The organism is Streptomyces sp. NBC_01723 (assembly GCF_036246005.1).
In the GTDB taxonomy this organism is placed as follows: Bacteria; Actinomycetota; Actinomycetes; order Streptomycetales; family Streptomycetaceae; genus Streptomyces.
The window spans coordinates 4,773,102-4,796,247 of the sequence record NZ_CP109171.1; the positions used below are offsets into that span (position 1 = coordinate 4,773,102).

The following is a 23,146-nucleotide window of genomic DNA, read 5'->3' on the forward strand; positions in this document are numbered from 1 at the left end:
TGTGTCCGCCACCCGGCGCCCGGACGCCCTCGCGCGCACCGCCCGCTCCCGGTGCCCCGGCCCCGCTCACCGCGCCTCACCCCCGGCCGCACGCAGCGCGCGCCGGGCGCGCAGATAGCCGACGGGGCCGTACAGCATGCCCCGGCGCTGCAACCGCGCCAGGCGCCGCGGCCAGGGATGCGTACGGGAGTCGTGACCGCCCGGCGCCCCCACCGCCTCCGCGTCCTCGCCGGTGGCGGTGGCGCGTACGGCGGTCAGGCGCCGGGCGTGCGCGAGTCCGCCCGGCACCCGGGCGAGGAGGGCCGGCAGCAGCGCCGGCCGGTTCACCAGGATCGCCGTGAGGTACGCGGTGAGGCCGGCGCCGTAGCCGTACGCCTGGGTCTCCAGGTCGCGCCAGGTCTCCCGGTGGTGGTGCCAGACCAGCGCCCGGGGCGTGTAGTGCAGCCGCTGCCCCTGGGCGAGGACGCGGACGAACCCGTAGAGGTCGTCGCCGCCCCGCGCGGGGGTGCCCGCGCCGGTCGCCGGGTCGAAGCCGCCGACCGTCCGCAGCACCGCCGTACGGAAGGCCATGTTGGCGCCCGAGCCGAACCGGCCCGCGGTGAACGGGAACAGGGGCTCGTCGGCGGGCGGTTGCTCCGGGTCGTACGTGCGCGGGACGAAGCCCTTCGAGAAGCCGCCGTGGCCCTCCAGGAGCACCTGGGCGGGGGTGCTCAGCCGCGCGGGCAGGATCAGGCCGGTGGTACAGCCGAGACGCGGGTCGGCGGCGAACGGCGCGGTCAGTTCGGTGAGCCAGCGCGGGTCGGCGACCACGTCGTCGTCGGTGAAGGCGACCACCTCGCCCCGGACCATCGCGAGGCCCCGGTTGTGCGCGACGGCGAGTCCGGGGACCGGCTCGCACACGTACCGCACCCGCTCGCCGTACTTCCGCTCGATCAGCTCCCGGGTCTCACCGGTCACGGGCGCGTTGTCGACCACGACGATCTCGAAGTCCGGGTGGTCCTGGGCGAGCAGCGAGTCGAGGGCGCGGGCGAGCTGGTCCGCGCGTTCCCGGGTGGCGACCACGACACTGACGGACGGCGGCGCGGGCCGTGGCTCGGGCGGCGCTCCCCGGGGCAGCTCCCGCGCGAGCCCGGCCAGCACCCGTGTGGGGTCCGCGCCCTCGGGGACCTGCCCTAGGAGCGTGCCCACGGGCAGGCCCGCGCGTCTGACCAGCACGAACACCGCGCCGGACGTCACCGGCGGGCTCCCCGGGCCCGGCCGCAGTACCGCCGCCTCCCCCTCTTCCCCCGCCGCGCCGGTGCCGTCGCCGAGATCCAGCTCGGCCACCTGCACCGCCCCGATGCGCAGGAAGTCGTCGATCTCCCGCCGTGTCTCCCGCAACGTCTCCTGCCGCGCACGCCGCCCACCGGCCATGCGCCCACCCCCTCGTGGTTGACCTCGTCAGGACCTGCGCAGCCGGGCCGCGCCCCTCAACGTCCGTACCGCGAGCGACGCCAGCCGCGGCCGGTCGCGCACGAAGCCGTGCGCGCGGCGGGCCGGTTCGCGGCCGAGCCAGTGCAGGGCGGCGCCCGCCCCCGGGCGCGTCGCCGCCCCCTCGTACACCGGCAGTTCCCCGGTCTTCAGCGAGTCCTTGTACTCCGCCGGGCCCCGCCCCATGTCCAGCAGCCCGATGCCCTCGGCGGCCGCGGCCTCCGCCATCCGCAGGTGCAGGACGAGCCCCGGCGAGTACTTGGCGAAGTCCGGGTCGTAGGCCGGGAACCAGCACGCCAGGACCGTCGCCGAACGCAGCCCGAAGTGGGCGGCGACCGGCCGGCCGCCCGCGTAGAGCACGGACAGGGTGCCCGTGCACTCCGGCGCGCGCGTCTGGGTGAGCCTGCCGACGAGCCGGCTGATCCACTCCTGCGCGAACCGGTCCCGGCGTCCCGTCCTGCGGTACTGCGCGGACTTCCACTCCATGAGCGTGCGCAGCGCGGCCGGCTCACGCTCGTCGAAGACGAAGCGCACGGCGCCGGCCTGGCGGCCCAGCCTGCGCTCCTTGGCGAGCGTGGTCTTCAGGAACTTCGGCGACTGGGTGCGCAGGACGTTCTCGTACGCCTCGTAGCCCTTCTCCACGTCGATGACGTAGGTGGTGTGCTCCTCGGCGGCGTACGGCACGAACAGCCCCTGTTCGGCCTCCAGGTTGTCGAAGGCGAGACTCGACAGGGAGCAGGCCCGCAGCAGTCCGCGGGGATCCGGGGCGAGGCCCTGGCGCAGCACCGCGCCCTGGCAGTCCGACACCCCCAGCCCGATCGCCCGGCCCTGGCCCAGCGGTCCGCGTTCGTGCGGCAGGAATCCGGCCGCCTCACCGCCGTCGTACAGCACCGCCACCCGCGCCCGCGGCCGTACCCGGCCCACGGCGTCGGTGAACTCCGGTTCCATGAAAGGGTTGCGCGGCGCCGTCGACTTGGCGCGTATGTCCCGCCAGTGCTCCCGTTCCCCCTCGCCCAGCTCCTGTGGCCCGAGCACACGTACGCGTCCGCTGTTCAACCCGACCCCCCGATCAAGTCCCCCCTGGACAACAGGAAGGTACCCCGGGGGCTGACTCGAGGGGTAGGTAGCAGACCATGTTGTTGCCAACCGGTGCACAGGCCTTTAACCGGCTTTAGCCGATGATGTGCCAGGTTTCGGACATGTTCGTGCGTCGTCGTGCGCGTTCGAACGCACTCGCTGCGTCCTCGTTCGGAACCGGTCGCGGGTGAGTCGGATGGGTGTCGCGTCCGTATTCTCTGATCATGGACCGCACCGCATACTCACTCGTCGCCACCGATCTCGACGGCACGCTGCTCCGCGGCGACGACACCGTCTCCGAACGGTCGCTGGCCGCGCTGGCGCGGGTGGCCCGGGCGGGTGCGCGGCACCTGGTGGTGACGGGGCGCCCGGCACCCCGGGTGCGGCCCCTGCTCGACCGCCTCGGGTGCACGGGGCTCGCGGTGTGCGGGCAGGGCGCGCAGGTGTACGACGCCGGCGCGCACCGGATGCTGTGGTCGGTGACCCTGGACCGGGAGCTGGCGGAGACCGCGCTCGGCAAGATCGAGGCCGAGGTGGGCCAGGTGCACGCCGCGGTCGACCAGGACGGCGTCGACGGCCTGACCCTCATCGAGCCCGGGTACCTGATGCCCCACCCCACGCTGCCCGCGGTGCGGGTGGAGCGGCGCGACCAGCTGTGGCGCACCCCGATCAGCAAGGTGCTGCTGCGCCACCCCGACCTGAGCGACGACGAGTTGGCGTCGACGGCGCGCGCGGTGGTCGGCTCCCTCGCGACGGTCACCATGTCGGGGCCCGGCACGGTGGAGCTGCAGCCGTGCGGCATCACCAAGGCGACCGGCCTGGCGCTGGCCGCCGAGCACCTGGGGGTGGGCCGGCGGCACACGATCGCCTTCGGCGACATGCCCAACGACATCCCCATGTTCGACTGGGCGGCGCACGGCGTCGCCATGGCCGGTGCCCACCCCGAACTCAAGGCGGTGGCCGACGAGGTCACGACGACGAACGAGGACGACGGCGTGGCCGTCGTCCTCGAACGGGTCTTCTGAACGTCCCGGTGCGGCTCAGTACGCGCCGAAGACGTTGTCCATCGAGCCGTACCGGTCGGCCGCGTAGTTGCAGGCGGCGGTGATGTTGGCGACCGGGTCGTACGGGTCCCAGGAGGTGCCCTCGACGTGGTACGCCTGGAAGGTCGGGTCGATCACCTGGAGCAGGCCCTTGGACGGGGTGCCGTTGATGGCGTTGATGTCCCAGTTGTTGATGGCGAGCGGGTTGCCGGACGACTCCCGCATGATGTTGCGGTGAATGCCCTCGTACGAGCCGGGGATGCCGTGCTGCGCCATGACGTCGAGCGACTCGCGGATCCAGCCGTCGAGGTTGTCCGGGTACGTGGTCGCCGCCGTGGCGGCCGTCTTGGTGGCGGCCGGGGTGGCCGCGGACGCGCCGGTGGCGCCGATGAGCGGCAGGGCGAGCACCGCGACACCGGTGCCGGCCACGGCGAGCCTGCGGGCGATGCGGGTGGTCCGGGCGTGACGGTTCTGACCGTTGGCAGACATCTGTATCCCTCTCCTGACGCCTGCGAGGTGAGCTGTCGGGTTCGGGCGGGGAGGTGCCCGGCCGCGCCCTGACGGGTACGGCTTCACCCCGAGCCGCTCCGGTGGTGACCGGTGCGGCGACTTACCTGGGTCCCCCGCTCCTGCCGGCGAGTGAGTTGAGTGGATGACTGTGTGTACGGGCGATGGCAGGATTCGGCGTCCGCCCGACAGGCCGGGAACGTATGCGAGAGCACATGTCCGAAACAAGTGCAGGAATCACCCAACGCCCTGTTGACCTTGGTCTGAGGCGTTTGGGGCTCTTGATCCTTTGCGGTTGCCAAGCCTCAACTGGCTTGCGGGACAAAGGGAGGGCGCAGGTTGCGGCGGGGTTGCCCGAGGGTGCTCCGGAGTGAGCCAACTCACGGGCCTCAACAAGCGCGGCAAAACGGGCATTAGTCCCAACTGTGCTCCAACCGGCCCTGGATGCAGAGTGCTTCGCCCGTCCGGTGTTTTCGCGTGCCGCGCGGGCATCCGTTCGGGACCGGGGAGGCGATATTGGTATCGGTCAATATGTGGTCATATCGACCGATCAAAAACATACCGCTCATGATCCGATACCGCCCGGCCTGTAACGGTGGGCGCTAGCGGTGATCGAAAGGTGACCGGATACGCTGACTCGAGTGGTGGCAGCGACCTATCGACAAACCAGGTAATCGCCAGTAGACACCAGCAGACAGGAGACCCCTCGTGACCGTCGTCGGGCCGTTCGGGCTGAGCGTGCGGGACCAGGCTCTGGAAGCCGATGTCCAGGCCGGATTGGTCGCGGTCGAGGAAGGGTTGCTTGAGGCAACCAAAAGCGAGGTGCCCTTCATCACGGAGGCCGCCCAGCATCTGGTGCGGGCCGGCGGCAAGCGGTTCCGGCCGCTCCTTGTGATGCTCTCGGCCCAGTTCGGTGACCCCTATGCCCCCGGGATCGTGCCCTCGGCCGTGGTGGTGGAGCTGACCCACCTGGCCACGCTGTACCACGACGACGTGATGGACGAGGCCGCCGTGCGGCGCGGGGTCGCCAGCGCCAATGTCCGCTGGGACAACTCGGTCGCGGTCCTGACCGGCGACTTCCTGTTCGCCCGTGCCTCCCAGATCCTCGCCGACCTCGGGCCCGAGGCGGTCCGCGTGCAGGCCCTCGCGTTCGAGCGGCTGGTCACCGGCCAGATCCTGGAGACGGCGGGCCCGCAGGACGGCCGGGACCCCGTCGACCACTACCTGGACGTGCTGGGCGGCAAGACCGGCTCGCTGGTGGCCGTCTCCTGCCGGTTCGGCGCGATGATGTCGGGCGCCGACGAGACGGTCGTGGACGTGCTCACCCAGTACGGCGAGCGGCTCGGCGTCGCCTTCCAGCTCGCGGACGACGTCCTGGACATCGCCTCCGACTCCCACGAGTCGGGCAAGACGCCCGGCACGGACCTGCGCGAGGGCATCCCCACCCTGCCGGTGCTCCGGCTGCGCGAGCGCGCGGCCCGGCTGGGCCTCGCCGAGGACGTCGCGCTGAGCGAGCTGCTCGCCTCCGACCTGAGCGACGACGCCCGGCACGCCGAGGCACTGCGCCTGCTGCGTGCCCACCCCGCGCTGGAGCACGCCCGGCGGGACACCGTCCGCTACGCCAAGGAAGCCCGCGCGGCCCTGGCCCCGCTGCGGGAGTGCGAGGCGAAGGCCGCGCTGGTGGAACTGTGCGACGCCGTGGTGCACCGGGCCGGCTGAACCCCCCGCCCCGCCCGTGCGCCGCGCCACGGGCGGGTGCCCTCCGTCGGCGGGCGGCGTACCCGTCCCCTACGGGGCGGGGGAGGAACCGCCCTCCGGTGTCATCCCGCAGGAGTACGTGGAGTTGAGTCCGCGGTCTGACGATTGCGCTCCGGTGATTTGGTCAGATGGACACCACGGAAACACCAATCCTCACCGATTCGGGTGAGAATGGCGGCTCACGGGTGAACGAGTGCGAGGTCGCGAGCAGCCGCCGCCGACGACGGAGGTAGGGCACAGATGGCACCGATCGATTCCGACGACAACACGACCCCCGGGGCGGGCGAGGAGCTGAGCGCCCGACGGCGCAAGGCCGCGCGGTACGTCGTCCCGGTCGCGGTGATGGGAGTGGCGGCCGCGACGATCGGGCTGGTCCCCGCTCTCGCCGACTCCGGGGACCCCGACCTGCCGAAGGTCACGGCGGAGGAACTCGTCCAGAAGATCGCCGAGTCGGACGTCCAGCAGCTCTCCGGCACGGTCCGGATCAGCACCGACCTGGGCCTGCCGGACCTCGGCGGCCTGGAGAGCGGCCTGATGTCCGGAATGTCCGGCGGTCCGGGCGGGGACGGGAAGGACGGAGGCTCGTCCGCCGACCCCTCGGCCAAGCTCACCCAGCTGGTCTCCGGCTCCCACACCCTGCGCGTCGCGGCCGACGGCCCCGACCGGCAGAAGGTGTCCCTGCTGGAGGACGCCGCCGAGTACAGCCTCATCCACGACGGCAAGGACGTCTGGGGCTACGACAGCAAGTCCAACGAGGTCTACCACTCCACGTCCGACGGCGCGGAGCGGCCGGAGAAGGACGTGCCGGCCACCCCGAAGGACTTCGCCGACCAGGCGCTCAAGTCGATCGACGACACCACGTCCGTGAAGGTCGGCGGCACCGCCCAGGTGGCCGGCCGCGACGCGTACCGGCTCGTCGTCGAGCCCAGGCAGAAGGGTTCCACGGTCGGTGCGATCACCGTCGCCGTGGACGCCGAGACCGGCACCCCGCTGAAGTTCACGCTGACCCCGGCGAGCGGCGGCGCCGCCGTCGTGGACGCGGGCTTCACCAAGGTCAGCTTCGCGAAGCCGGACGCGTCGACGTTCGACTTCACCCCGCCCAAGGGCGCGAAGGTGACCGAGGCCGACGAGAAGGCCACCAAGGCCCCGGAGCACGGGCGCAAGGCCGAGGGCGACCTCGCCAAGGAACTGGACGGCCTGAAGGTCATCGGCGAGGGCTGGAACTCGATCGCCGCGTTCGACACCGGCGGCCAGGGCCTGCCCACGGGTGCCGCGGGCGGCGGCGACCTCGGCGGCTTCCTCGGGTCCCTCGGCGACCAGGTCAAGGGCGACTTCGGCTCGGGCACGGTCTTCAAGACCCGCCTGGTCAACGCCCTGATCACCGAGGACGGCAAGGTCTACGCCGGTGCGGTCACCAAGGACGCGCTGGTGAAGGCCGCGAACGCCGCGAAGTAACGGAGCAGGGGCACAGGAGAGGAAGCCGATGGCCGAACCGTCCGTCACGGAGCCGGAGCGGGCGGACGACGCCGTCATCTCCACCCGCGGGCTCACCAAGCGCTACCGCGGCGGACAGCTCGCCGTGGACGGTCTCGACCTGACCGTCCCGGCGGGCAGCGTCTTCGGCTTCCTCGGCCCCAACGGTTCCGGCAAGACCACCACCATCCGCATGCTGATGGGCCTGATCGAACCGACCTCGGGCAGCGCCCGGGTCCTCGGCCGGCCCATGCCGCGCGCGGCCCGCACCGTACTGCCCAGGGTCGGCGCCCTCATCGAGGGCCCGGCCCTGTACGGCTTCCTCTCCGGCCGCGACAACCTCCTGCGCTACGACGCCGCCGACCCGACCGCCGACCCGCGCACCCGGCGCGAGCGCGTCGCGGCGGCGCTGGACCGGGTGGGCCTCGCGGCCGCGTCCGGCAAGAAGGCGAAGGCGTACTCGCTCGGCATGAAGCAGCGGCTCGGCCTCGCCGCCGCGCTGCTCCAGCCGCGCCGCCTGCTGGTCCTGGACGAGCCGACCAACGGGCTCGACCCCCAGGGCATGCGCGAGATCCGCGCGCTGGTCCGCGAACTGGCCTCCGATGGCACCACCGTCTTCCTCTCCTCCCACCTGCTGGACGAGATCGAGCAGGTCTGCACGCACGCCGCCGTGATGGCCCAGGGACGCCTGATCACCCAGGGCGCGGTGGCCGACCTGTCGGCCGGGGCGCGCGGCCGGCTGGTGGTGAACACGCCGGACGCGGGCGAGGCGGCCCGGGTGCTGAAGGAGCAGGGCGCCGGGGACGTGGTCGTCGCCGAGGACCGGGTGACGGCCGAGCCCCCGGACCGCGACCTGGCCGAGGTCAACGCGGCCCTGGTCGCGGCCCACGTCCGGGTCCGCGGCTTCGCACTGGAACGGGCCTCCCTGGAGGACGCGTTCGTGGCCCTGACCGGAGAGGGATTCGATGTCGCGGGCTGAGACGGGGAACGTGCCGCCGGCGCGGGCGGAGACGCCGGGCGCGGGCGTGGGTGCGGTGCGCACACCGAATCCGCTGTGGTCCCTCGGACTGCTGCGCAGCGAACTGCTGATCACCTTCCGGCGCTGGCGCACCCTCGCCCTGCTGGGCGTCCTGGCCGCCGTGCCGGTCCTGGTGGGCATCGCGGTGAAGATCGAGACGAGCGACGGGTCGTCGTCGCTCGGTGGCGGCGGTGGGGGTGGCGGCGAGGGCCCGGCCTTCATCTCGCAGATCAGCAACAACGGCCTGTTCCTGGTCTTCACCGCGCTCGCCGCGACCCTCCCGTTCTTCCTGCCGATGGCCGTCGGCGTCGTCGCGGGCGACGCGATCGCCGGCGAGTCCGGCGCGGGCACGCTGCGCTACCTCCTGGTCGCCCCGGCCGGGCGCACCCGGCTGCTGCTCACCAAGTACGCGACGGTGATCGCCTTCTGCCTCGCCGCCACCCTGGTGGTCGCGGTCTCGGCGCTCGCGGTCGGGGCGCTGCTCTTCCCGCTGGGCGACCTGATCACCATCTCCGGCACCCGGATCGGCTACGCCGAGGGCCTGGGGCGCGCCCTGCTGATCGCCCTGGTGGTGGCCGCCTCACTGGTCGGCGTCGCGGCCCTCGGCCTGTTCGTCTCGACGCTGACGGGCAGCGGCATCGCGGCGATGGCGACCACCGTCGGGCTGCTGATCACGGTCCAGATCCTCGACCAGATCCCCCAGCTGCACGCGCTCCAGCCGTACTTCTTCTCGCACCACTGGCTGTCCTTCGCCGACCTGATGCGCGAACCGGTCTACTGGGACGACCTGGTGAAGAACCTGGGCCTCCAGGCCCTCTACGCGGCGGTCTTCGGCTCGGCGGCGTGGGCGCGGTTCACGTCGAAGGACATCACGGCGTAGGACATCACCCCGTAGGGCGCCACGCCGCGCGCCCGAGGACCTCACCGGGCGGGCACGGCCACCGGCTCCTCGTACGGGAACCGGGCGAGCGGCGCCTCCCGCGCGAAGAACGTCTTGGCGCGGGACAGCGCGTCCGTGTCCCGCAGCACGTCACCGGGCCGGCTGCCGTTGCCGAGCAGTACTCCGCCGAAGCGCATGCCCATGTAGGCCGCGGAGTTGCCGAGGGTGCCGACCAGCGGGTCGGCGACCTCCTGCTCCTGGTGCGCCAGCGCGGTGACGCCCCACAGGGTGCGGCCGGCCAGGGTCGCCTTGAAGTCGAGGCCGGGCGTGCGCAGCCAGCCCGACCAGTGGTCGAGGTAGCGCTTGACCGGCGTGGACACCGAGTACCAGTACAGCGGCGACGCGATCACGAGGTCGGTCGCGGCGAGCGTGGCGTCGAGCAGCAGACCGGCGTTGCCCTCGGTGGGGCGCGTGTGGTCGCTGTCGTGCCGCAGGTCCTCGAACTCGGGCAACGGGTTCCGGGCCAGGTCGATCCAGCGCTGCTCGACGTCCGCGGGGAGCTGTTCGGCGGCCCGGCGGGCGAGCAGCTCGGTGTTGCCGTCGGGGCGGCTGCTGCCCAGCAGGAAGAGAAAGCGGCGCGTCATGGTGTCCCCTGGAGTGATCGGCGATGAGTGAATACCAGCACATGCATTATATGCGTCTGCATTCACTTGTCCATGCGTGTGCATCTTTCCAGCGGCGTCCAGGGGGTGCCGACCGGGCTCAGCGCACCCGCCGCGTGCGGCGGACCAGCGACTCCGTCCCGCGGGGCGGGCCCTCGTGCGTCCCGTCCAGGCGCCAGGCGGGGACCCACGGGACGCGGTGGACGTCCACGGCCGACTCGAGCAGCCGCACCCGCTGGGCGAGCGGCCGGGGGAGCCGCCCGGGCGCGTCCGCGACGAGGACGACGGAGTCGAGCCCGACCCCCGTGGGCACCCGTCCGAGCCGGAACTCCTCCACGGCCCGGCCGACGGCCGTGAGGCCGGCCGCGTGCGTGCGGGCCACCAGCAGCACCGACGACGGGTCGCCGGGGCCGGGCCAGCCCCGCCCGCAGTCCTGCCCGCCGAACACCCCGGCGAGCGTCGTCACCCCGGCACCGCCGTGGACGCCGATCCAGGAGAAGCCCGGCGCCTCGGCGAGGGCGGGGTCGCGTGGCATTTCGGGGGCGGTCGGCCCCCGGTCGGGCGGCTCGGGCGCCGCCACCGGTCCGCGGATCCATATCTCCGGTCCCTGTCGCATGCCTGACCGCCTGCCCGCTCTCCCCACGGCTCACGCACCCCGCCCACCGGCCCCGCACCGACCCGCCGATACGCGCGTGACCTCCTGGAACGAGCCTGTGACACCCCGGTGACGTGAGAATCGCGAGCGAGCGGAGAGACTCGACGGTAGGTGCAGGACTGGCATGACAGGCTCTGGACGGCAGGGAACACGGGACCGCCGACGGAAGCCGCCGATGAGTGGGGGAACGATGTCTCGACTCGGTCGCGACAAGCAGCGGGAACACGAGCGCGCCGAGCGGTCGCCGGACCCCGCGGCGACGCTGATCGACGTGTGCGTGCCGGAGGCCGGTTCCGGCGCGCGGACCGCCACGATCGACGGTTCGACGGTCGTCGCGGCGCCCGGCGAGGAGATCCAGAACGCCGTCCTGAACCGCCTCCACCGCCTCGCCCTCGCCGTCGGCCACCCCGTCCTCGCCACGATCCACGACCGGCGCATCGGCTACTCCGTCCCGCTCCGCGTCGACCCGGACGGCTCCAGCCACCTCGCCGCCGACCCGGTGCCGACGGCTCCCGAGGAGGACGCGGCGGCCGGGTGGGACCGGCCCACACACGTCCTCCGGTCGCTGGAGGCCGTACGGGACAGCGCCCCGACGTTCCCGCTCCCGGCGGTGCCCGACGCCGATCGGACGCCGTCCGGCGACTCCTCGCCGGCGTTCACCTCCGGCGCCCTGCCGGGAGCCTTCCGCGGTACGGCGCCGGGCACGGTGGCGCCGCCGACGGGGGAGTTCGGACCGCCGCCGCGGATGGAGGGTGCCGGGGGTGCGACGGGGGCGGCTCCGTCGGAGGCTGCGGGGCCGTTCGCCGGCGCCGGGTACGCGTCAGGGGGTGTGCCGTCGGGGGCTGTGCCGGTGCCCGGGGCCGCGTCGGAGGCCGAGGCGCCCGTGAGCGAGGTGCCCGTGAGCGAGCCGTACGTGTCCGAGCCCGCGGCCCGCCCCGCCGGCGGCCCCCGCCCGTTCGCCGGGCACGAGCCGGTCGCCGACGCGCAGCCGGTCGCCGACGCTCAGCCGCTCGCCGGAGCCGAGCCGGTCGCCGATGCCAAGCCCCTCGCCGACCCGGGTCCGTTCTTCGACCCCGACCCCAAGCCCACCCCCGCCCGCGGGTTCGACGCCGTGGCCGAGGCCGTGCTCGGGGACGGACCGCTCACCGCGCCCGGTGACTCGACCGTCCCCGCGCTGCTCGCGCAGCCGACCGCGCGGGTCAACGAGGCCGTCAAGGAAGGGCGTACGCAGGAGGCGGCGCTGCTGGCGGAGCAGGCCGTGGCGGAGGCCTCGCAGACACTGGGGCCGGAGCACCCCGAGGTACTCCGGCTCCGTGAACTCACCGCGTACATCGCCTACTTGTCCGGCGATCCCGACCGTGCCCTCCGCCTCTCCCTGGACCTGGCCCGGATACACCGCCGCGCGGCTGACGCCGAGGCCGCGTACGGCAACGTCCAGAGCGCGGCAACCGCCTGGCGTGCCGTACGCGACCCCGAACGGGGCATGGAGCTGGGGCGGGACCTGGTCGCCCTGTGGGACGAGCTCGCCGCCGAGGGGGGCCCGGCCGCCGAGGACGCCGAACAACTGGAGTCCGCCCGCACCCGCATGGGCCGCCTCGCCGATCGCGCCCGGGCCCAGGCCGGCTGACCGGGCGGCCCCGCCCCGGAGGGCTGTCCTACTGCGACAGTTCCCAGATCGCGTACGCGATGGCGTCGCCGTTGCGGTTCAGGGCCGTGTCGTTGATGTTGGCGGTCGTGTCGCAGGACGAGTGGTAGCAGCGGTCGAAGGGCTGGCCCGCGGTGCCGCCCCACTTGGCCGCCTGGGCGGACGTCTTGCGGTAGTCGGCGCCGCTGAAGAGGCCGCCGACGGGGACGCCCACGTTCTTGAAGGGCGCGTGGTCGGAGCGGCCGTCGCCCTCGGTCTCGATCTCGGTGGAGACGCCGATCCCCGCGAAGTAGTCCTTGAAGGTCTTCTCGATGGTGGGGTCGTCGTCGTAGACGAAGTAGCCGGGGTTGGGCGAGCCGATCATGTCGAAGTTCAGGTAGCCGCTGATCTTCGCGCGGTCGGCGGAGGAGAGGCGGTTGACGTAGTAGCGGGATCCGACCAGCCCCAGCTCCTCCGCTCCCCACCAGGCGAAGCGCAGGTGCTTGGTGGGCTGGTAGCCGGACCGGGCCACGGTGAGCGCGGTCTCCAGGACGGCCGCGGAACCGGAGGCGTTGTCGTTGATGCCGGGACCGGAGGCGACGCTGTCCAAGTGTGACCCGGCCATGACAACCTGATTCGCGTCACCGCCGGGCCAGTCGGCTATCAGGTTGTACCCGGTGCGGCCGGAGGAGGTGAACTGCTGGATGCTGGTGGTGAATCCGGCGGCGTCCAGCTTGGCCTTCACGTAGTCGAGCGAGGCCTTGTAGCCGGGGCGGCCGTGGGCGCGGTTACCGCCGTTCGCCGCGGCTATCGACTGGAACTGGGTGAGGTGCGCCTTGACGTTGGCTATCGGCAGGTCGGGCGCGGCGGCGACGGCCGCCGGACCCGAGGCGGGGCCGGAGGGCTCGGCGGCGGAGGCCACGCCGGCCACGGCACCGCCGGCCGCCAGTGTGACGACGGCGACGGCACCGGCCGTCAGCGCACGTCCGGAGAAGGGGAGCTTCATGTGGGGGGCTCCGAATTCCTAGGGAGTCCCTGGGGAGGGAACTCCACAGTGGATGGGGTGCCTGGATGGTGTGGCCGGGACTGACCGCCCGTCAAGACCGCTATTCGGCCATGGCGTCGCGGATATCGGAAGTTCCACCCCCGCCGGTACGCGGCCCTCGTGCATTGAGGCGGCGCGCACTCGGACGGCCCCTAGTGAACGCAGAACTCGTTCCCCTCGGGGTCCGCCATCACCACCCACTCCCCGCCCTGCTCCCGCACCCGCCGCAGCACGCTCGCCCCCAGCGCCTCCAGCCGTCCGATCTCCGCCTCGCGTCCCCCTTCCCGGGAGTGCACGTCGAGGTGGACGCGGTTCTTGCCGGTCTTGGCCTCCGGTACGCGCTGGAACAGCAGCCGCCGCCCCAGGCCCGTCCCGCTCTCCTCGTCGTAGGGGTCGTCGGGGTGCCGTACGGCCACCAGGTCCCGCCAGGCGCGGCGCCCGTGGGACTCCAGGGTCAGCTCCTCCGGTACTGCCCCGAGGCCCAGCAGCTTCCCGATGAGCGCGCTGTTGTCCTCCACCTCGTAGTGCAGGGCGGCGGCCCAGAAGTCCGCCTGCGCGTGCGGGGCGGCGGCGTCGATGACGATCTTGAAGTGCAGGGGAGCGGGTCGTGGTGTCGAGGTCATGGACCAGTCATATGGGTTACGTGACCGAGCGGGCAACGGAATCGCCGGAGTCCCGCGCCGCGTCGCTCTCCTTGACCGGCGGTACGCCCGCGCCCGTCCGGTCCAACTGCTCCCTGAGCGCCCGCGCGGTACGGCGGGCCGTGCGCAGCGCGTCCCAGGTGAGCAGCGTCAGTGCCAGCCAGACCAGGGCGAAACCGGCCCAGCGCTCGGGCGGCATGGCCTCGTGGAAGTAGAGGACCCCGAGGGCGAACTGGAAGACGGGCGCCAGGTACTGCAGCAGCCCCAGCGTGGACAGCGGCACGCGGATCGCGGCCGCGCCGAAGCAGACCAGCGGGATCGCGGTGACCAGGCCGGTCGCGGCCAGCAGCGCCGAGTGCCCGACGCCCTCGGTGGTGAAGGTCGACTCGCCCTGCGCCGACAGCCACACCACGTAGCCGAGCGCGGGCAGGAACTGGATCGCCGTCTCGGCGGCCAGCGACTCCACGCCGCCGAGGTTGACCTTCTTCTTCACCAGGCCGTACGTGGCGAAGGAGAAGGCGAGGCAGAGGGAGATCCACGGCGGCTGGCCGTAGCCGACGGCGAGGACCAGGACGGCGGCGAAGCCGGTGCCGACCGCCGCCCACTGCGCGGGCCGCAGCCGCTCCTTGAGCAGCAGCACGCCCATCGCGATGGTGACCAGCGGGTTGATGAAGTACCCGAGCGAGGCCTCGACGACATGGCCGCTGTTCACGGCCCAGATGTAGACGCCCCAGTTGACGGTGATGACCGCGGCGGCCACGGTGACCAGGCCGAGCCTGCGCGGCTGCCGCAGCAGCTCACCGGCCCAGGCCCAGCGCCGTACGAAGAACAGCGCGACGGCGACGAAGACGAGGGACCACGCCATGCGGTGGGCGAGGATCTCCCCGGCCCCGGCGGGCTTGAGCAACGGCCAGAACAGCGGGACGAGCCCCCACAGCCCGTAAGCCGCGAAGCCGTTCAGCAGACCTATGCGCTGCTCACTCCTGGACGACCCGGCCACGGGCACCTCCTTCTCGCACACGGCATGCCGGGGACGGACGCATGCCACGACGAAAGGTAGCGCCGCACCCGGCCGCCTGTCATGCCCGTATCGCCATACGGTCATGACAGGAGGGGCGCGTCCCGTGGAGGAGGCGGCGGGGGCGGGCCCGCGCGGGCGTCAGCTCCTGACCGCGGCGGCGACCGCCTCGGCGAGCGGGGTGGTGGGGCGGCCGGTCAGCCGGGACAGGTCGCCGCTGGTGACGACCAGCTCACCCTTCTCGATGGAGTCCTCCACGCCCGCGAGGATGGCGGCCAGCGGCGCGGGCAGCCCGGCGCCGGTCAGGATGCCGGTGTAGACCTCGGCGGAGACGGGGGTGTAGGCGATCTCCTTCCCGGTCTGCCGGCTCAGCTCGGCGGCGTACTCGGCGTAGCCCCACGCCTCGTCGCCGCCCAGCTCGTACGCCTTGTTCTCGTGGCCCTCGCCGGTCAGTACGGCGACGGCGGCGGCCGCGTAGTCGGCGCGGGAGGCGGAGGAGATCCGGCCCTCTCCGGCCGCCTGCACGACGGCGCCGTGCTCCAGGACCGGGGCGAGCTGCTCGGTGTAGTTCTCGTGGTACCAGCCGTTGCGCAGCAGCACGTAGGGCACGCCCGAGCCGACGAGGACGTCCTCGGTGGCGCGGTGGTCGTCCGCGAGCGCGGCCTTGAGGCTGCTGGGTGCGCTGGTGTAGGCGAGCAGGGCGACACCGGCCTTCTTCGCCGCGTCGATCACCACCGTGTGCTGCTGGACGCGGCCCTTGTCGAACTCGTTGCCGGAGATCAGCAGCACCCGGTCGCCGGAGGCGAACAGGCCGTCGAAGGTCTCGGGCGCGTTGTAGTCGGCGACCGCGAGCCGTACGCCGTCGGCGGCGAGGTCGGCGGCCTTGTCGCGGTCCCGGACGACCGCGGTGACCTGGTCGGCCGGCACCTTTTCCAGTAGCTGCCGTACGACGTGGCGGCCGAGGTGTCCGGTGGCTCCGGTGACGACGATGCTCATGGGTTCAGTACTCCTTGTGGGGTGCGATGTCACCAACCATAGGAGCTGCGCTAACTTCTGGACAGTGCCCACTTTGAAGTAAGGTACTTACGTTTGGGTAAGCGTAAGGGGCCCGGGCGTTCTCCGCCCGGGCCCCTTTGTTCTCGTCGGTTCTCGCCAGTGGCCGCTCTCAGCCGACGACCGTCCAGGTGTCGTTGCCCGCGAGCAGCGCGGCGAGGTCGCCCTTGCCGTCCCGCTCGACGGCGGCGTCGAGCTGGTCGGACATGAGCGTGTCGTAGACCGGCCGCTCCACCGAGCGCAGCACACCGATGGGCGTGTGGTGCAGGGTGTCCGGGTCGGCCAGCCGGGAGAGGGCGAAGGCCGTGGTCGGCGAGGCGGCGTGGGCGTCGTGGACCAGGACGTCCGCCTCGTTGCCCGCGGTGACGGCGACGACCTTCAGGTCGCCGGTCCCCGGATCACGCACCACGCCCTTGGCACCGTCGGTGCCGAAACGGATCGGCTGCCCGTGCTCCAGCCGGATCACCGCCTCCTCGGCCCGCTCCCGGTCCTTGAGCGCGTCGAAGGCGCCGTCGTTGAAGATGTTGCAGTTCTGGTAGATCTCGATCAGCGCCGTGCCCGGGTGCTCGGCGGCCTGGCGCAGCACCTCGGTGAGGTGCTTGCGGTCCGAGTCGACGGTCCGGGCGACGAAGGACGCCTCCGCGCCGATGGCCAGCGAGACCGGGTTGAAGGGCGCGTCCAGCGACCCCATCGGGGTCGACTTGGTGATCTTCCCGACCTCGGAGGTGGGGGAGTACTGGCCCTTGGTCAGCCCGTAGATCCGGTTGTTGAACAGCAGGATCTTGAGGTTGACGTTGCGCCGCAGCGCGTGGATGAGGTGGTTGCCGCCGATGGAGAGGGCGTCGCCGTCACCGGTGACGACCCAGACGGAGAGGTCGCGGCGGGAGGCGGCGAGCCCGGTCGCGATGGCGGGGGCGCGGCCGTGGATGGAGTGCATCCCGTACGTGTTCATGTAGTACGGGAAGCGGGAGGAGCAGCCGATGCCGGAGACGAAGACGATGTTCTCCCTCGCCAGGCCGAGCTGGGGCATGAAGCCCTGCACGGCGGCGAGGACGGCGTAGTCGCCGCAGCCGGGGCACCAGCGCACTTCCTGGTCGGACTTGAAGTCCTTCATGGACTGCTTGCCCTCGGCCCTGGGGACGAGGTGGAGCAGCGCGTTGGCGTCAGTCATCGATGGCCTCCTTCAACACCGCGGCGAGCTGCTCCGCCTTGAACGGCATGCCGTTGACCTGGTTGTACGACTGGGCGTCGACCAGGTACTTCGCCCGGATGAGGGTGGCGAGCTGACCGAGGTTCATCTCGGGGACCACCACCTTGTCGTACCGCTTCAGCACCTCGCCCAGGTTGGGCGGGAAGGGGTTGAGGTGGCGGAGGTGGGCCTGCGCGATCGGCACCCCGGCCGTGCGCAGCCGGCGCACGGCGGCGGTGATGGGGCCGTACGTCGAGCCCCAGCCCAGCACCAGGGTCCGCGCCCCGCCCGGGTCGTCGACCGCCAGCTCGGGGACGTCGATGCCGTCGATCTTGGCCTGCCGGGTGCGGACCATGAAGTCGTGGTTGGCCGGGTCGTACGAGATGTTCCCGGAACCGTCCTGCTTCTCGATGCCGCCGATCCGGTGCTCCAGCCCGGGGGTGCCGGGCACCGCCCAGGGCCGGGCCAGGGTCTGCGGGTCGCGCTTGTACGGCCAGAAGACCTCGGTGCCGTCGCCCAGCGTGTGGTTGGGGCCCTGTGCGAACTGCACCGCCAGGTCCGGCAGCTCGTCCGTCTCCGGGACCCGCCAGGGCTCGCTGCCGTTGGCCAGGTAGCCGTCGGACAGCAGGAAGACCGGGGTGCGGTACACCAGCGCGATCCGCGCCGCCTCCAGCGCCGCATTGAAACAGTCCGCCGGGGTGCGCGGTGCGACGATCGGGACCGGCGCCTCGCCGTTGCGCCCGTACATCGCCTGCAACAGGTCGGCCTGCTCCGTCTTGGTCGGCAGACCGGTGGACGGACCGCCGCGCTGGATGTCCACGACCAGCAGCGGCAGTTCGAGGGAGACCGCGAGTCCGATCGTCTCGCTCTTGAGCGCCACGCCGGGACCGGAGGTGGTGGTCACCGCCAGCGAGCCGCCGAACGCGGCGCCGAGCGCGGCGCCGATGCCCGCGATCTCGTCCTCGGCCTGGAAGGTCCGCACCCCGAAGTTCTTGTGCCGGCTCAGCTCGTGCAGGATGTCCGAGGCCGGGGTGATCGGGTACGAGCCCAGGAAGAGCGGCAGGTCCGCCTGGCGGGAGGCCGCGATCAGACCGTAGGACAGCGCGAGGTTCCCGGAGATGTTGCGGTACACCCCCGGCGGGAACGCCGTCGCCGCCGGCGCCACCTCGTAGGAGACCGCGAAGTCCTCCGTGGTCTCCCCGAAGTTCCAGCCCGCGCGGTACGCCGCGATGTTGGCCGCGGCGATGTCCGGCTTCTTCGCGAACTTCGTGTTCAGGAACTTCTCCGTGCCCTCGGTGGGCCGGTGGTACATCCAGCTCAGCAGCCCGAGCGCGAACATGTTCTTGCTGCGCTCGGCCTCCTTGCGGCTGAGGTCGAACTCCTTGAGGGCCTCGACGGTCAGCGTGGTCAGCGGCACCGGATGCACGTGGTAGCCGTCGAGGGAACCGTCCTCCAGCGGCGATGTGTCGTAGCCGACCTTCTGCATCGCCCGCCGGGTGAACTCGTCCGTGTTGATGATGATCTCCGCGCCGCGCGGCAGGTCGCCGACGTTCGCCTTCAGCGCGGCCGGGTTCATCGCGACCAGCACGTTGGGGGCGTCGCCCGGGGTGAGGATGTCGTGGTCGGCGAAGTGCAGCTGGAAGGACGAGACGCCGGGCAGAGTGCCGGCGGGCGCCCGGATCTCGGCCGGGAAGTTCGGCAGCGTCGACAGGTCGTTCCCGAACGACGCGGTCTCCGAGGTGAAACGGTCGCCGGTGAGCTGCATCCCGTCGCCCGAGTCCCCGGCGAACCTGATGATCACCCGGTCCAGCCGGCGGACGTCCTTCGTCCCGACCGGTTTGCGCTGCGCTCCCACGACGGTCTCGTCGGTTCCGTCGGCCTGCTCCGCTGGGCTGCTGACCTGGCTGGTCACTGAACTGGACCTCCCTCGAGACGGCTGTCCGGGGACAGGTCTCCCACGACCGTCCCAGGATCAACCCTACGTCCGCGGATGCTGACTTCCGGTGGAGATTCGCATGATGGACACGACTTCGAGATGGCCCACAGCCCCGTAATTCCGGGAATTTCCCGCCCCCCGACACCGATGAGGACGCCCCCCGCCCACACTCCGGTTTCTCATTCGTCCGGATGAGCCGGACGAGTGGGCGGGGCCCGCAGTGCCCGGTGTGTGGTCCCTGGGGGTCAGGAACCGGGAGTCACGAATTGAGGTAGGTGAGCACGGCCAGGACCCGTCGGTGATCACCGTCGCTCGGGGACAGACCCAGCTTCATGAAGATGTTGCTGACGTGCTTCTCGACCGCCCCGTCGCTCACGACGAGCTGCCGGGCGATCGCCGAGTTCGTCCGGCCCTCTGCCATCAGCCCCAGCACCTCCCGCTCCCGCGGGGTCAGCCCCGCCAGCACGTCCTGCTTGCGGCTGCGCCCGAGCAACTGCGCGACCACCTCCGGGTCCAGCGCGGTCCCCCCGTCCGCCACGCGCACCACGGCGTCCACGAACTCCCGCACCTCGGCCACCCGGTCCTTGAGCAGATAGCCGACGCCCCGGCTGGAACCGGCCAGCAGCTCCGTGGCGTACCGCTCCTCCACGTACTGCGACAGCACCAGCACCCCGAGGCCGGGATGCGCCTTGCGCAGCCGCACCGACGCGCGCACTCCCTCGTCCGTGTGCGTCGGAGGCATCCGCACGTCCGCGACCACGACGTCCGGCAGCTCGCCCTGGGCGTCCAGCTCGGTGATGGTCTTGATCAGTGCCTCACCGTCGCCGACACCGGCCACGACCTCGTGCCCGCGGTCGGTCAGCAACCGGGTCAGCCCCTCCCGGAGCAGCACTGAATCCTCGGCGATGACCACCCGCACCCTGTCCTCCACGATTTTTCGGCCCCCCACAGCCCGTCCGCCTCACGGTCCCCGCGGCCCACACCGCGTCCACGAACCGTTCGTACGACAGGTCCAGCATTCCAGCATCGGAGGCCGAATGCCCCGGGGCAACGGGAAGAGGACGGCAAGTCCCGGCCCTACAGTCCGGCTTCGACTCCACGATGGCCGGATTTCGCCCCGGGGCGAACGGGTCACCCCGGGCCGCCTGGGCCGCCCGGAGTGGTGTGGGGGAGAGCCGGGTGGGCGCGCCGCCGCGCCTCAGCTTGATATCGGCTCGTTCCGCCAGGGCAGCTCGGCCGTCACCCGCGTCGGCCCCCCGGCCGGCGAGTCCACCACCAGGATCCCGTCGACCGCGTCGAGCCGCTCCGCCAGTCCTGCGAGGCCGGAGCCGGCCGTCACGTCCGCCCCGCCGACGCCGTTGTCCACGACCTGGAGGAGCAGCCGGTTCTCCACCCGCCACACCTCCACGGCGGCCGCCGTGGCCCGCGCGTGCTTGCTGATGTTCTGCAGCAGCTCCGACACCGTGAAGTACGCGATGCCCTCGATCGCCGATGCCGGCCGCTCGGTGAGGTCGACCTCCACCCGCACCGGCACCGTGCAGCGGGAGGCGACCGAGGAGAGCGCCGCGTCGAGACCACGGTCGGTGAGTACCGCGGGGTGGATGCCCCGGGCCAGGTCCCGCAGCTCCTGGAGGGCCGTCTTCACCTCGCCGTGCGCCTCCTCGACCATGATCGCCGCCGCCCGCGGGTCCTCCTGCAGCTTCTCCTTCGCCAGGCCGAGATCCATGGCCAGGTTGACCAGGCGGGCCTGCGCCCCGTCGTGCAGGTCGCGCTCGATGCGCCGCAGGTCGGCCGCGGCCGTGTCCACCACGACCCCGCGGTCCGACTCCAGCTCCACGACCCGCGTCGCCAGCCGCGACGGTCCGAGCAGCCCGTGCACCATCACCCGGTCCACCGTCGTCAACGCCCGCACGATCCACGGCGTCGCCAGCGTGAACAGCAGCCCGACCAGCGCGGTCACGGCGATCTCGAACGGATTGTCCAGGTAGATCCGGTGCGTCTCGTCGCCGTAGAGCTGGAGCCCGTCCTGGCCCGCGTACATCGGGAACACCCAGAACCAGAGCGGGTACGTCAGCATCGCCCACCCGACCGCCCAGAAGTTCACGGCGACCACGAACGAGAACACCGCCCACGGGAACTGCAGAAACGCGTACAGCAGGCTCCGCCAGGAGGCGCCGCTCTTGAGCACGGCCCCCATCCAGCCCATCGCACCGCGCTTCCGCACCCGCAGCGGCTCCGGGTCGGCCACGTCGAGCCCCAGCAGCGCCCGGGCCCGCGCCCGCTCCATCACCCCGAAGCCCCGGCACCCGGCGAGCGCCGCCGCCAGCACCGGTACACCCAGGAAGGTCACCAGCAGGCCCGCTCCCAGCGACACCATCGTGACCGCGTAGGTGAAGAGCAGGATGCTGATCGGCAGACCCACCAGCACGTAGCCGAACTCCCGCCAACTGCGTGCCTCGAACGGCGCCCGCAGCCCGGCCGGCAGCCGGTGGCGACGCGCCCCGGTGTCCCCGGGGAAGCCGGGCCCGCTCCCGAACCCGTAACCCTGTCCGTATTCCGTGGCCATCGGTGCCGTCCTTCTCCTCGTCCTACGGCTCTGCTGTCGTAACTCCAGCCTCCTCGCGCGCGCCTCCACGGGCCATGGAGCCCGTCGGCGTCTGGAGAGGGGGGTTTTCCCTACCTCGGGGCCGCGAGACCTTGGGGCCGCGAGACCTCGGGGCCGCGAGACCTCGGGGCCGCGAGACCTCGGACGGCGAGGTGCGCGCGCCCGTGTGCCTCGCGTGCGGGGCGGTGCCGTCCGTCACCGCGTCCCGGACGTGCGCCGCGTGTGGCCGGCGCCGGGCGCGCCGGGAGCCGCGTCCGCCGCGGTGCGGTCGCGCCACGGCAGCTCGGCCGTGATCGCCGTCGGTCCACCCTCCGGCGAGTCGACGACGAAGAGGCCGTCGACCGCGGAGAGCCGGTCGGCGAGGCCCTTCATCCCCGTACCGGCGTCGAGGCGTGCGCCGCCCTGGCCGTCGTCCCCCACCTGTATGAGCAGCCGGTCGGACGACCGCCACACCTCCACGGAGGCGGAACGCGCCCCACTGTGCTTGCTGACGTTCTGCAGCAGCTCCGAGACGGTGAAGTAGGCGATGCCCTCGATGGCCGGCGCCGGACGCTCCGCCAGGTCGACGGTCACCCTGACCGGCACGGTGCAGCGGGAGGCGACCGAGGAGAGCGCCGCGTCCAGACCGCGGTCGGTCAGGACGGCCGGGTGGATGCCCCGCGCCAGGTCCCGCAACTCCTGAAGGGCCAGCTTCACCTCGCCGTGCGCCTCGTCGACCATCGCCGCCGCCGCGTCGGGATCCTCCAGGAGCTTCTCCTTGGCCAGACCCAGCCCCATGGCCAGGTTGACCAGGCGGGCCTGCGCCCCGTCGTGCAGGTCGCGCTCGATGCGCCGCAGGTCCGCCGCGGCCGTGTCCACCACGACCCCGCGGTCCGACTCCAGCTCGGCGATCCGCCGTTCCAGCTCGTCGGACGGGGACAGCAGCGCGCGCACCATCGCCCGGTCGGCGTTGGCCAGGCCCCGCGCGATGAACGGCAGCACCGGCCACAGCACGAACAACGACGTCAGCGTGATGACGAAGGTGACCACGCCCCAGGGGAGCCGTATGAAGTCGTACAGGACGGCGCGCCAGCCCACCGGGTCCTTCAGCGCCATCCACAGCTGGGAAAAGAAGCCGCCCCCGCCGTGCAACGGCAGCGGACTGGGCTCCTCCACCCGCACTCCGAGCAGCGCCCGGGCCCGCGCCCGCTCCAGCTTGCCGAGCTCACGCGCGCCGAGCAGTCCGGCCGCCAGCAGCGGCAACCCGATCACCGTGACCGTCAACCCGACCCCGACTGACAGCACTGTCGAGACATAGACGAAGCCGAGCAGCGACGCCGGGAGATTCGCCAGCAGGTGGGCGATCTCTTTCCAGGTGTGCCAGTCGAAGGCGAGGCGAGCCGGCGGCAGGCGGTCGCCGTCCGCCCCACCGGCGGTCCCGGCGGGGGTCGAAGTCGCGAGGTGTTCGGTCATACGGATCAGCGTGCCGTGCGGCACGGCACCGCGCCATGAG

General features: G+C 72.2%; 20 protein-coding genes and 1 riboswitch. Of the genes, 6 read left to right on the plus strand and 14 right to left on the minus strand.

Annotated elements, in window-relative coordinates; all coding sequences use genetic code 11:
• Positions 1 to 66: 66 nt before the first annotated feature.
• Entirely contained in the window at positions 67 to 1,413 is a 1,347-nt protein-coding gene (locus OIE75_RS22155) for a glycosyltransferase (protein ID WP_329471930.1), read from the minus strand.
• Between the two features lie 27 nt (positions 1,414 to 1,440).
• Positions 1,441 to 2,505, minus strand: a complete 1,065-nt coding sequence (locus OIE75_RS22160; protein ID WP_329471931.1) for a GNAT family N-acetyltransferase — start codon at positions 2,503 to 2,505, stop codon at positions 1,441 to 1,443.
• Positions 2,506 to 2,771: 266 nt separating this feature from the next.
• On the opposite strand from OIE75_RS22160, the gene OIE75_RS22165 reads away from it, so the two are divergent.
• Positions 2,772 to 3,572 (plus strand): HAD family hydrolase, encoded by an 801-nt coding sequence (locus tag OIE75_RS22165; RefSeq protein ID WP_329471932.1) that lies wholly within the window; start codon positions 2,772 to 2,774, stop codon positions 3,570 to 3,572.
• 15 nt (positions 3,573 to 3,587) lie between these two features.
• Here the strand turns inward: OIE75_RS22165 and OIE75_RS22170 are convergent, their stop codons facing one another.
• The gene (locus OIE75_RS22170) at positions 3,588 to 4,079 is read right to left on the minus strand and encodes a transglycosylase SLT domain-containing protein (protein WP_122615695.1); all 492 of its coding nucleotides are present in this window, start codon (positions 4,077 to 4,079) and stop codon (positions 3,588 to 3,590) included.
• A gap of 3 nt (positions 4,080 to 4,082) precedes the next feature.
• A riboswitch (cyclic di-AMP (ydaO/yuaA leader) is annotated at positions 4,083 to 4,238 on the minus strand.
• Positions 4,239 to 4,805: 567 nt separating this feature from the next.
• On the opposite strand from OIE75_RS22170, the gene OIE75_RS22175 reads away from it, so the two are divergent.
• The 4 genes from OIE75_RS22175 to OIE75_RS22190 all read left to right on the plus strand — a co-directional run bounded on the left by OIE75_RS22175 (position 4,806) and on the right by OIE75_RS22190 (position 9,226).
• Complete coding sequence (locus tag OIE75_RS22175; RefSeq protein ID WP_307014474.1) at positions 4,806 to 5,816, plus strand: polyprenyl synthetase family protein; 1,011 nt, start codon at positions 4,806 to 4,808, stop codon at positions 5,814 to 5,816.
• A gap of 279 nt (positions 5,817 to 6,095) precedes the next feature.
• The gene (locus tag OIE75_RS22180; protein WP_329471933.1) at positions 6,096 to 7,310 is read left to right on the plus strand and encodes a LolA family protein; all 1,215 of its coding nucleotides are present in this window, start codon (positions 6,096 to 6,098) and stop codon (positions 7,308 to 7,310) included.
• Positions 7,311 to 7,338: 28 nt separating this feature from the next.
• The gene (locus OIE75_RS22185; protein ID WP_329471935.1) at positions 7,339 to 8,307 is read left to right on the plus strand and encodes an ABC transporter ATP-binding protein; all 969 of its coding nucleotides are present in this window, start codon (positions 7,339 to 7,341) and stop codon (positions 8,305 to 8,307) included.
• Positions 8,294 to 9,226: an ABC transporter permease gene (locus tag OIE75_RS22190; protein ID WP_329471936.1), complete on the plus strand. Its 933-nt coding sequence runs from the start codon at positions 8,294 to 8,296 to the stop codon at positions 9,224 to 9,226. The genes OIE75_RS22185 and OIE75_RS22190 overlap by 14 nt, the downstream gene beginning before the upstream one ends.
• A 41-nt stretch (positions 9,227 to 9,267) precedes the next feature.
• Here the strand turns inward: OIE75_RS22190 and OIE75_RS22195 are convergent, their stop codons facing one another.
• The gene (locus OIE75_RS22195; protein WP_307014479.1) at positions 9,268 to 9,870 is read right to left on the minus strand and encodes a flavodoxin family protein; all 603 of its coding nucleotides are present in this window, start codon (positions 9,868 to 9,870) and stop codon (positions 9,268 to 9,270) included.
• A gap of 118 nt (positions 9,871 to 9,988) precedes the next feature.
• Entirely contained in the window at positions 9,989 to 10,504 is a 516-nt protein-coding gene (locus OIE75_RS22200) for a DUF6668 family protein (protein ID WP_307014480.1), read from the minus strand.
• A 229-nt stretch (positions 10,505 to 10,733) separates the two neighbouring features.
• Between OIE75_RS22200 and OIE75_RS22205 the strand changes: the two genes are divergently transcribed.
• Positions 10,734 to 12,170, plus strand: a complete 1,437-nt coding sequence (locus tag OIE75_RS22205) for a tetratricopeptide repeat protein (RefSeq protein ID WP_329471937.1) — start codon at positions 10,734 to 10,736, stop codon at positions 12,168 to 12,170.
• Between the two features lie 28 nt (positions 12,171 to 12,198).
• Here the strand turns inward: OIE75_RS22205 and OIE75_RS22210 are convergent, their stop codons facing one another.
• The 9 genes from OIE75_RS22210 to OIE75_RS22250 form a co-directional block, all read right to left on the minus strand.
• Positions 12,199 to 13,173 carry a M28 family metallopeptidase gene (locus tag OIE75_RS22210; protein ID WP_307014482.1) on the minus strand — a complete coding sequence of 325 codons (975 nt, stop codon included), beginning with the start codon at positions 13,171 to 13,173 and terminating at the stop codon, positions 12,199 to 12,201.
• A gap of 191 nt (positions 13,174 to 13,364) precedes the next feature.
• A complete protein-coding gene (locus OIE75_RS22215; RefSeq protein WP_329471938.1) occupies positions 13,365 to 13,835 on the minus strand; it encodes a VOC family protein in 471 nt (156 codons plus the stop codon).
• 16 nt (positions 13,836 to 13,851) lie between these two features.
• Entirely contained in the window at positions 13,852 to 14,853 is a 1,002-nt protein-coding gene (rarD, locus tag OIE75_RS22220) for an EamA family transporter RarD (protein WP_307014484.1), read from the minus strand.
• Between the two features lie 159 nt (positions 14,854 to 15,012).
• On the minus strand, positions 15,013 to 15,867 hold the full coding sequence (locus OIE75_RS22225; RefSeq protein ID WP_329471939.1) for an SDR family oxidoreductase: 855 nt from the start codon (positions 15,865 to 15,867) through the stop codon (positions 15,013 to 15,015).
• A 169-nt stretch (positions 15,868 to 16,036) separates the two neighbouring features.
• Positions 16,037 to 17,095, minus strand: coding sequence for a 2-oxoacid:ferredoxin oxidoreductase subunit beta (locus OIE75_RS22230; protein ID WP_329471940.1), 1,059 nt, complete (start codon positions 17,093 to 17,095; stop codon positions 16,037 to 16,039).
• Positions 17,088 to 19,025: a 2-oxoacid:acceptor oxidoreductase subunit alpha gene (locus OIE75_RS22235; protein ID WP_329471941.1), complete on the minus strand. Its 1,938-nt coding sequence runs from the start codon at positions 19,023 to 19,025 to the stop codon at positions 17,088 to 17,090. The genes OIE75_RS22230 and OIE75_RS22235 overlap by 8 nt, the downstream gene beginning before the upstream one ends.
• Positions 19,026 to 19,308: 283 nt before the next feature.
• Entirely contained in the window at positions 19,309 to 19,968 is a 660-nt protein-coding gene (locus OIE75_RS22240; protein ID WP_277343293.1) for a response regulator transcription factor, read from the minus strand.
• A 279-nt stretch (positions 19,969 to 20,247) separates the two neighbouring features.
• Positions 20,248 to 21,615 (minus strand): sensor histidine kinase, encoded by a 1,368-nt coding sequence (locus OIE75_RS22245; protein ID WP_307014490.1) that lies wholly within the window; start codon positions 21,613 to 21,615, stop codon positions 20,248 to 20,250.
• Positions 21,616 to 21,849: 234 nt separating this feature from the next.
• The gene (locus tag OIE75_RS22250) at positions 21,850 to 23,106 is read right to left on the minus strand and encodes a sensor histidine kinase (protein ID WP_329471942.1); all 1,257 of its coding nucleotides are present in this window, start codon (positions 23,104 to 23,106) and stop codon (positions 21,850 to 21,852) included.
• Between the last annotated feature and the right edge of the window lie 40 nt (positions 23,107 to 23,146).

What these genes read in the sequence shown, in the direction of transcription:
- OIE75_RS22170 (WP_122615695.1), bottom strand. Translation starts at nt 4,079, where the DNA reads ATGTCTGCCAACGGTCAGAACCGTCACGCCCGGACCACCCGCATCGCC.
- OIE75_RS22185 (WP_329471935.1), top strand. Translation starts at nt 7,339, where the DNA reads ATGGCCGAACCGTCCGTCACGGAGCCGGAGCGGGCGGACGACGCCGTC.
- OIE75_RS22190 (WP_329471936.1), top strand. Translation starts at nt 8,294, where the DNA reads ATGTCGCGGGCTGAGACGGGGAACGTGCCGCCGGCGCGGGCGGAGACG.
- OIE75_RS22180 (WP_329471933.1), top strand. Translation starts at nt 6,096, where the DNA reads ATGGCACCGATCGATTCCGACGACAACACGACCCCCGGGGCGGGCGAG.
- OIE75_RS22250 (WP_329471942.1), bottom strand. Translation starts at nt 23,106, where the DNA reads ATGACCGAACACCTCGCGACTTCGACCCCCGCCGGGACCGCCGGTGGG.
- OIE75_RS22230 (WP_329471940.1), bottom strand. Translation starts at nt 17,095, where the DNA reads ATGACTGACGCCAACGCGCTGCTCCACCTCGTCCCCAGGGCCGAGGGC.
- OIE75_RS22165 (WP_329471932.1), top strand. Translation starts at nt 2,772, where the DNA reads ATGGACCGCACCGCATACTCACTCGTCGCCACCGATCTCGACGGCACG.
- OIE75_RS22225 (WP_329471939.1), bottom strand. Translation starts at nt 15,867, where the DNA reads ATGAGCATCGTCGTCACCGGAGCCACCGGACACCTCGGCCGCCACGTC.
- OIE75_RS22205 (WP_329471937.1), top strand. Translation starts at nt 10,734, where the DNA reads ATGTCTCGACTCGGTCGCGACAAGCAGCGGGAACACGAGCGCGCCGAG.
- OIE75_RS22245 (WP_307014490.1), bottom strand. Translation starts at nt 21,615, where the DNA reads ATGGCCACGGAATACGGACAGGGTTACGGGTTCGGGAGCGGGCCCGGC.
- OIE75_RS22155 (WP_329471930.1), bottom strand. Translation starts at nt 1,413, where the DNA reads ATGGCCGGTGGGCGGCGTGCGCGGCAGGAGACGTTGCGGGAGACACGG.
- OIE75_RS22210 (WP_307014482.1), bottom strand. Translation starts at nt 13,173, where the DNA reads ATGAAGCTCCCCTTCTCCGGACGTGCGCTGACGGCCGGTGCCGTCGCC.
- OIE75_RS22200 (WP_307014480.1), bottom strand. Translation starts at nt 10,504, where the DNA reads ATGCGACAGGGACCGGAGATATGGATCCGCGGACCGGTGGCGGCGCCC.
- OIE75_RS22215 (WP_329471938.1), bottom strand. Translation starts at nt 13,835, where the DNA reads ATGACCTCGACACCACGACCCGCTCCCCTGCACTTCAAGATCGTCATC.
- OIE75_RS22195 (WP_307014479.1), bottom strand. Translation starts at nt 9,870, where the DNA reads ATGACGCGCCGCTTTCTCTTCCTGCTGGGCAGCAGCCGCCCCGACGGC.